The sequence below is a fragment of the Hydrogenophaga sp. RWCD_12 genome, from assembly GCF_046604225.1.
GTDB lineage: Bacteria > Pseudomonadota > Gammaproteobacteria > Burkholderiales > Burkholderiaceae_C > Hydrogenophaga.
In genome coordinates this window covers 619,910-627,584 of the sequence record NZ_JBKIXC010000004.1, presented here as the reverse complement: position 1 = coordinate 627,584, position 7,675 = coordinate 619,910, and the positions used below count along the sequence as shown (strand labels likewise).

Sequence of the window (7,675 nt, the reverse complement as noted above, 5' to 3'; positions counted from 1 at the left end):
GCCCTGCACCGCCACGCTGCTGGCACTCGACGCCAGCTGGCTGGCCGTGCGCGCGTTGTCCGCGTTCTGGCGGGCGGTCGAGCCCAGTTCTTCCATCGAAGCCGAGGTCTGCTCCAGCGCCGAGGCCTGCTGTTCCGTGCGGCCGGACAGGTCGGCGTTGCCCTGCGCGATCTCGGCGCTGGCGGTGGAGACGCTGTCGGCCCCCTGACGCACGTCGGCCACCACCTGGGACAGGGCCGTCTGCATGTCGTTGAGCGCGATCAGCAGCGGCGAGAACTCGTCGCTGCCAACGTCGGCCCGCGAGCCGGTCAGGTCGCCGTCGCGCACCCGTTCGGCCACGGCCTGAGACACCGACACCCGGCGGCGCAGCGACCGGCCGACCCATACCGAGACCCCCATCATCGAGGCCACGATTGCGGCGACGATCACCAACAGGGCCGTCGAGGTGGTCGTGGTGCGGGACTCGATGTCCTGGATCTCGGCCGTGAGGGAGCTCTGCTGGTACTTGACGCCTTCGTCCAGCAGCTTGAGCAGTTCGTTGCGGGCCGGAATGGTGTGGTCGACCAGGAACGCAAACGCGGCGTCCTTCTGTCCGGCCTGAATCAGCTTCAAATTGCCTTCGCCGACCATCCAGAACTTCGACAGAACCGGCGGGATGGCGGCAAACTGGGCCTTGCCCTTCTCGGTGAAGAGCGACTTTTCGTACTTGCCGAGGGTTTCGGTGATGACGGTGCGCTTGGCCTGGATGTCGGCCAGGGCAGCGTCCCGCTCCTCGGGCGTGCGGGCCAGGATCGCGTGACGCAGTTGCAGAGACACCCGTGTGATCGCGAGTTCGACGTCTGCAATGGCCTCCAGCTGGGGCACGCGCACCGATTCGGTCTGCTTGGCCACCTCTGCGACGGTGTGAAGATTGACGTAGACAAACGCCGCTGCCGTCGCCAGGGCGATCGACACGCCGAGGTTGAGCGCCAGAAGCCGGGCTGAAATGCCGAAGCTGAATTTCATGGCCATGTTGAGTTCCGATGAATTCCTGAGAAAGTTCCGCCGCAACGGAGGGGGTTGCCCGGGACGTGGAAACGGAGCGGGCCTTTCCGCACTATCGGCGTTTCCACCCGAACCTGAAGCCGGAAAATGGCGCGAATTCGGGCTGCAAATGAGTGCTTTGGCATCACCAGCGGGCGCTGGGACGGGGGTCGCGCAGGCATCCCCGGTGCGGCACTGCGTCTGTTACAACGGCGCCATGGACCTGCACACCGCCCTCACACCGACCCCTGCCATCGACAGCGACCATCCGACCGTGCGCGCGTTCGCCGAGCAACATGGGCAGGGCGGCTCCGAGCGCGAACGCGCGATCTCGCTCTATCGGGCGGTCCGCGACGGCCTGCGCTATGACCCCTACCGCATCGACCTGTCATTGACGGGCATGAAGGCCAGCACCGCGCTGGCGCAGGGACACGGCTGGTGCGTTCCCAAGGCGGTGCTGCTGGCGGCGGTGGCGCGCGCGGCCGGCATCCCGGCCCGGCTGGGATTCGCCGATGTGCGCAACCACCTCTCGACCGAGCGGCTGCGCCAGACCATGAAGACCGATGTGTTCGTCTGGCACGGCTACACCGCGCTCTGGATCGACGGCGCCTGGCGCAAGGCCACGCCGGCCTTCAACCTTTCGCTGTGCGAAAAGTTCGGCCTGCTGCCACTGGAGTTCGACGGCGTGAATGACTCGCTCTACCACCCGTTCGACCAAGCGGGGCAGCGGCACATGGAATATGTGAACGAGCGCGGGCAGTTCGACGACCTGCCGCTGGAGGCGATCCGCGCCAGCTTTGCCGAGGTCTACCCGACCTGGCTCCCCGAGGCAGGTGACGCAGACTTCGCGCGCGACGCCCAGCGCGAGCATCCGCGCTGACCGCCCCGCCGCCGGGTCAGCTGGAGAACTTGAACACCGCCGTGCTGGCCATCAGATTGGGCAGGAAGCGCACTTCCTGACCTTCCTGAAGACCAAAGCCGTCGTCGATGGCCAGGCCGCAGCTGCGCGCCAACACCTCGAAGTCGGCGAAGGTGCCGACGCGGATATTGGGTGTGTCGTACCACTGGTAGGGCAGGCGCTTGGTCACCGGCATGCGGCCCTGCAGCACCGCCAGCCGATTGGGCCAGTGGGCGAAGTTGGGGAACGCGACGATGCCGATGCGGCCCACGCGCGCCGTCTCGCGCAGCATGGTTTCGGCGTTGCGCAGGTGCTGCAGCGTGTCGATCTGCAGCACCACGTCGAAGGCGTCGTCACCGAACATGTTCAACCCGTCTTCGAGGTTGAGCTGCAGCACGTTGACGCCGCGGCGGATGCAGGCGTGCACCTTCGCGTCGTCGATTTCGACACCGTAGCCGCTGCACTGGCGCGTGGCCTGCAGGTGGGCCAACAGGGCGCCGTCGCCGCATCCGAGGTCGAGCACGCGCGAGCCCGGCGGCACCAGACGGGCGATGGATTCCAGCAACTGGTGATCGCTCATTGCAAACCCCCGGCCACGGTCTGTTCGAAATAGGTCCGCACCGCCGCGTGGTAACGCGGGTCGTCGAGCAGGAAAGCGTCGTGCCCGTGCGGGGCGTCGATCTCGGCGTAGCTCACGTCGCGCCGGTTCTCCAGCAGGGCCTTGACGATCTCGCGGCTGCGCGCCGGCGAGAAGCGCCAGTCGGTGGTGAAGCTCACCAGCAGGAATTTGGCCTTGGCGCGCGCCAGCGACGCGCTGAGGTTGCCGTCGAATTCGCGCGCCGGGTCGAAGTAGTCGAGCGCGCGGGTGATCAGCAAATAGGTGTTGGCGTCGAAGTACTCGCTGAACTTGTCTCCCTGGTAGCGCAGGTAGCTCTCGATCTGGAACTCCACATCCTGTGTGGAGTATCTGTACCCCCACACTCCCCCGCTGCGCGGGTCGCTGCCCCCCAAGGGGGCTGCCCCGCCTTGGGACGGCCCGGCGGCAGGGCGAGCGTCGTTGGCCAGCTCGCCGTCAAGATCAGCGGGTTTGAGCATCCGGCCGAACTTCTCGTTCATCACATCGTCGCTCAGGTAGGTGATGTGTCCGATCATGCGGGCGATGCGCAGGCCGCGGCGGGGCAGGGTGCCTTCACGCAGGTAGTGCCCACCGTGAAAGTCGGGGTCGGTCACGATGGCGCGCCGCGCCACTTCGTTGAACGCGATGTTCTCGGCCGTGAGATTGGGCGCGCTGGCCACCACCACGGCGTGGCGCACGCGGTCGGGGTACTGCAGCGTCCATGAGAGCGTCTGCATGCCGCCCAGGCTGCCACCCATGACGGCAGCCAACGTCTGGATGCCCAGCACGTCCAGCAATCTGGCCTGTGCGTTGACCCAGTCTTCCACCGTCACCACCGGAAAGTCGGCGCCCCAGGGCTGGCCGGTCGCGGGATTGGTGTGGGTCGGGCCGGTCGAGCCGAAGCAGGAACCCAGGTTGTTGACGCCGATGACAAACCAGCGGTCCGTGTCGACCGCCTTGCCCGGTCCGATCATGTTGTGCCACCAGCCTTCGCTGCGCGCGAGCGGCTGGCCGTGTGCGTCGGCGTGCCAGCCCGCCACATGGTGGCTGGCGTTGAGCGCGTGGCAGATCAGGATGGCGTTGGACCGGTCGGCATTGAGCGTGCCGTAGGTTTCATAGACCAGCTCATAGGCCGGCAGGACCGCGCCGCTCCTGAGCGGCAGAGGCTCGGCGAAACGCTGGGTTTGTGGCGTGACGATCACGGTGATGCACCTCGGGGCGGGCAAGGCCCCCAAAAACAGAAATCCCGGTGCCGCAAGGTGCGAGACCGGGAGTCCCCCCTTTAGCGGTATTTGTAAAGCGCCCGCAATCCGGACAAATCGGCGCTGGGGGACAGTATAGAGGGAAGGCGCCGGCGGCAAATCGGGAAATGGGAGCCCGAACCGGTCATCCCCGGTGTTGCTTATGCGCACCGGCACGCCAGAAGGCTTGACGCCTCCCCAAAAAAGTTACTTGCAAACTGGCAAACGGCGCATAATGAACTGGCAGGCGTCCAGAACGTCGGCAAATCAAGTGATCGGTTGGTTTCGCGTGCTACAGGTTTGTTTGCTGCCGGGGCTCCATCGCTATTTTTCTCAGTGTCACTAGGAGTCCCTACGATGGGCAACAAACTGTACGTGGGCAACCTGCCCTATTCGGTGCGCGATGAAGACCTGCAGCAGGCCTTCGGCGCCTTCGGCTCTGTCAACAGCGCCAAGGTCATGATGGAGCGCGACACCGGTCGTTCCAAGGGTTTCGGCTTTGTCGAAATGGGCAGCGATGCAGAAGCACAAGCCGCCATCACCGGCATGAACGGCCAGTCCCTGGGCGGTCGCAGCCTGGTGGTCAATGAAGCCCGTCCGATGGAACCCCGCCCCCCCCGCACCGGCGGTGGTGGTTTCGGCGGTGGCCGTCGTGAAGGCGGTTTCGGCGGTGGCGGTGGCGGCGACGGCGGTTTCCGCAGCCCCTACGGCAATGGCGGTCGTCGCGAAGGCGGCGGCGGCGGTCGCGGCGGCTACTAAGCCCTTGCGGACCGGTCCGGCCCTCGCGCCGGACACCAAAAAGCCCCTCGATGAGGGGCTTTTGTTTTTTGCGGCTTCGTTAGAACAAGCGGCTGCTGCTCAGCCGGAACGCCCTTCGCCTTGACGGTGCTTGCGCGGACGACCCGCCAAAAGCTTGTCGTAAAGCGGGTTGGGCAGCAGGCGCAGCAGCTTGGCCACCACCCCCATCTGCCAGGGAATGACGCGATAGCTGGTGCCCGCCGCAATGGCCTCGAAAGCATGGTCTGCGAATGCCTGTGGCGTCAACAGGAAGGGCATCTTGTAGCGGTTCTGCCGGGTCAACGGCGTGTCGACATAGCCCGGCAACAGGGTCACCACGCGCACCCCACTGCTGCGCAACTCGCCACGCAGGCTCTCGCAATAGGCCACCACCGCCGCCTTGCTCGCGCAATAGGCGCCGTGCCCGGGAAGACCACGGATGGCGGCGACGCTGGCGATTCCCACCAGCCGGCCAGAACCCCGGGTTCGCATGGCCTCGACGAAGGGATGAAAGGTGGCTGCCAGTCCGGTGTTGTTGGTTGCGAGGGTCTTGGCCAGCACATCGAGATCGCCCCGCTCAGCCGTGTCCATACCGATGCTCACACCGGCATTGGCCACCACCACGTCCGGCACCCCCATTTCAGCAAGACAGCCTTGACCTGCCGCCACGATGCTGTCGATGTCGGCGACATCGGCGCGGTACACCCTGCACCGCCGGGCATCCCAGCCCTGCGCGTCGGCCCAGGCCTGCAGCTCTTCGCTGCGGCGCGCAACCAGCGCCAGCCGCCAGCCGGCCTGCGCGAAACGCTGGGCCAGCGCCTGCCCGATGCCGCTGGATGCACCGGTGACGAACAGCAGCGGTGCGGCGCTCATGGGCGCGGCGCGAACGCGGCCTTGACCCGTCCGGTGAGTTCGGCCACGCGGGCATCGCCGTGATAGTCGAGCGTGTCTGCGGTGATCTGGTCCAGCCCGCGCACCAGTACCACCGGCTTCTCGGAGGAAATGTGTTCCGGATCGGTGACCACGCGCAGCTGCTCGCCATGGAATTCGATCCGCGGCAGCGGTTCGCCGCGCGGTCCGCGGCTCGCCTGGCGCACGACCGCCGCGTCACCTTCGAGCAGGAACTCGGTGCCGGCGTCGTTGCTGGTGATCTGGCGGGCGGTGGCGGTAGACAGCTGCCGCTGCGGCCCGAACGAGCGGATGCGCGCGGCATCCACCACCATGGTGCCGGTATCCGGGTGATGGCGGGCCTCGGAACCATAGAGCTCGGTCTTGAGCGCACCACCGGGCTCGAACACCTTGACCGAGAAACGGCGCATGAAATAGTCCGGCTCGTGCGTGACTTCAGGCGCCGGGCCCTGAGTCTCGGGCTCGGGAGTGGCGCGCAGCAGCCAGTAGGAAGCCAGTGCCATCAACAGCATCAGCAGCACCGGCAGGTAGATGGAAAGGCGGTCCCACCAGCGCGCGAAGCGGCGGCGCAGGCCATGCCGTGGCGCAGGAGTGTCCATCGCGGCGGTCATGTTCACCGGGCGGCCTCCGCCAGCTGGGCCGCATACACACCTTGCGCCGCCAGCAACAGGTCACACAGTTCGCGCACGGCACCCGCTCCGGGCAGGGCGCGGGTCACATGGTGTGCCACCGCCAGCACCTCCGGATGGGCCGATGGCGGCACGCAGGCCAGTGCCGCACGCCGCAGCATCGGCAGGTCCGGCCAGTCGTCGCCCATGGCCGCAGCTTGCGACCAGGCCAGACCCAGTTCTGCCAGGATGGCTTCGGCGGCAGGCCGCTTGTCCTCCGTGCCAAAGCGCGTATGGGTCACACCCAATGCGCCCAGGCGCGTGCGCAAGGCCAACGAATCGCGGCCGCTCACCACCGCGGGCGTGATGCCGGCACGCTGCAATTGCTTGATGCCGTGGCCGTCCAGCGTGTGGAAACGCTTGAGCGTCTCGCCCCCTTCGCTGAAGTACAGGCCGCCATCGGTCAGTACCCCGTCAACGTCGAAAAACACCACGCGCACCGGCTGCGCCCGCAGCAACAGCTCGGGGTCGAAGTTCAGCGCGGGGCGCAGGGGAGGCAGATCGGAAGACATCCGGCAATCGTAACGGGTGGTCAGATGACTTTCGCCCGCATCAGGTCGTTGCTGTTGAGAGCGCCCACGAGAGCGCCGGTTCCATCGACGACCAGCACGCTGGTGATCCGGCTGGCTTCCATCAGGTCCGCAGCCACCACGGCCAACGCGTCGGCAGCGATGGTGCGCGGATTGGCGTGCATCACTTCCCGGGCCGTGAGGGTGCGCAGGTCTGTGCTGCTGCCGGATCTTTCGATCAGCCGGCGCAGGTCACCATCGGTGAACACGCCCAGCACCTGCCGGTCGTCGCCGACCACGGCACTCATGCCCAGTCCCTTGGCGCTCATCTCTCGCATCAACTCCATCAGCGAGGCATTCTGGTTCACCCGGGGCACATCGTCGCCGCTGCGCATCACGTCGCTGACGTGGGTCAGCAGCTTGCGTCCGAGCGAACCGCCCGGGTGAGACCGCGCGAAGTCGTCGGCCTTGAAGCCGCGCGCGTCCAGCAGGGCCACGGCCAGCGCATCGCCCAGCGCCAGCTGTGCGGTCGTGCTCGCGGTCGGCGCCAGGTTGTGCGGACAGGCCTCCTTGGCCACCGCGGTGTCCAGCACCACGTCGGCGTGGCGGGCCAGGGTCGAATCGGCTTTGCCGGTGAACGCGATCAGCGGCACGCCCATGCGCTTGATCAGCGGCAGGATCGCGCTGAGTTCGTCGCTTTCGCCGCTGTTGCTGATGCCCAGCACGATGTCGACCGGCGTGATCATGCCCAGGTCGCCGTGGCTGGCTTCGGCCGGGTGCACGAACATCGCCGGCGTACCGGTAGAGGCCAGCGTGGCCGCCAGCTTGCGGCCGATGTGACCACTCTTGCCCATGCCGGTGACGACCACCCGACCCTGACATCCCAGCAGGCAGCGCACCGCGTCAGCGAAGCGCCCGTCCAGCCGGCCGGCCAGCGCCGTCACCGCCTCGGCCTCGATCTGCAGCGTCTCGCGCGCCATCGCGAGCACGCGCGCGGTCTCGAAAGGAATTGCCTTGCTCATTGGTTGATTATC

Annotated in this window: 9 protein-coding genes; 2 read left to right on the top strand and 7 right to left on the bottom strand. The window is 66.9% G+C overall.

Annotated features, from left to right (window positions below; genetic code table 11):
* Positions 1–1,011 (bottom strand): MCP four helix bundle domain-containing protein (locus ACLIJ1_RS18545; RefSeq protein ID WP_411367019.1); only part of this gene is annotated, 1,011 nt, incomplete at its 3' end.
* A 229-nt stretch (positions 1,012–1,240) separates the two neighbouring features.
* On the opposite strand from ACLIJ1_RS18545, the gene ACLIJ1_RS18540 reads away from it, so the two are divergent.
* Positions 1,241–1,903 carry a transglutaminase domain-containing protein gene (locus tag ACLIJ1_RS18540; RefSeq protein ID WP_411367018.1) on the top strand — a complete coding sequence of 221 codons (663 nt, stop codon included), beginning with the start codon at positions 1,241–1,243 and terminating at the stop codon, positions 1,901–1,903.
* A gap of 16 nt (positions 1,904–1,919) precedes the next feature.
* Here ACLIJ1_RS18540 and metW read toward each other — a convergent pair whose 3' ends face one another.
* A complete protein-coding gene (metW, locus tag ACLIJ1_RS18535; protein ID WP_411367017.1) occupies positions 1,920–2,501 on the bottom strand; it encodes a methionine biosynthesis protein MetW in 582 nt (193 codons plus the stop codon).
* Positions 2,498–3,745, bottom strand: coding sequence for a homoserine O-acetyltransferase MetX (gene metX, locus ACLIJ1_RS18530; RefSeq protein ID WP_411367036.1), 1,248 nt, complete (start codon positions 3,743–3,745; stop codon positions 2,498–2,500). The genes metW and metX overlap by 4 nt, the downstream gene beginning before the upstream one ends.
* 390 nt (positions 3,746–4,135) lie before the next feature.
* Between metX and ACLIJ1_RS18525 the strand changes: the two genes are divergently transcribed.
* The gene (locus tag ACLIJ1_RS18525) at positions 4,136–4,537 is read left to right on the top strand and encodes an RNA recognition motif domain-containing protein (protein ID WP_411367016.1); all 402 of its coding nucleotides are present in this window, start codon (positions 4,136–4,138) and stop codon (positions 4,535–4,537) included.
* Between the two features lie 99 nt (positions 4,538–4,636).
* Here ACLIJ1_RS18525 and ACLIJ1_RS18520 read toward each other — a convergent pair whose 3' ends face one another.
* Genes ACLIJ1_RS18520 through ACLIJ1_RS18505 form a run of 4 tightly spaced genes read right to left on the bottom strand, consistent with a single transcriptional unit; the run spans position 4,637 to position 7,663 of the window.
* Positions 4,637–5,428, bottom strand: coding sequence for an SDR family oxidoreductase (locus tag ACLIJ1_RS18520; RefSeq protein WP_411367015.1), 792 nt, complete (start codon positions 5,426–5,428; stop codon positions 4,637–4,639).
* Positions 5,425–6,075, bottom strand: coding sequence for an LPS export ABC transporter periplasmic protein LptC (gene lptC / locus ACLIJ1_RS18515; RefSeq protein WP_411367035.1), 651 nt, complete (start codon positions 6,073–6,075; stop codon positions 5,425–5,427). The genes ACLIJ1_RS18520 and lptC overlap by 4 nt, the downstream gene beginning before the upstream one ends.
* Before the next feature lie 2 nt (positions 6,076–6,077).
* Positions 6,078–6,644, bottom strand: coding sequence for a KdsC family phosphatase (locus tag ACLIJ1_RS18510; RefSeq protein ID WP_411367014.1), 567 nt, complete (start codon positions 6,642–6,644; stop codon positions 6,078–6,080).
* 20 nt (positions 6,645–6,664) lie between these two features.
* Entirely contained in the window at positions 6,665–7,663 is a 999-nt protein-coding gene (locus ACLIJ1_RS18505) for an SIS domain-containing protein (protein WP_411367013.1), read from the bottom strand.
* Positions 7,664–7,675: the final 12 nt, after the last annotated feature.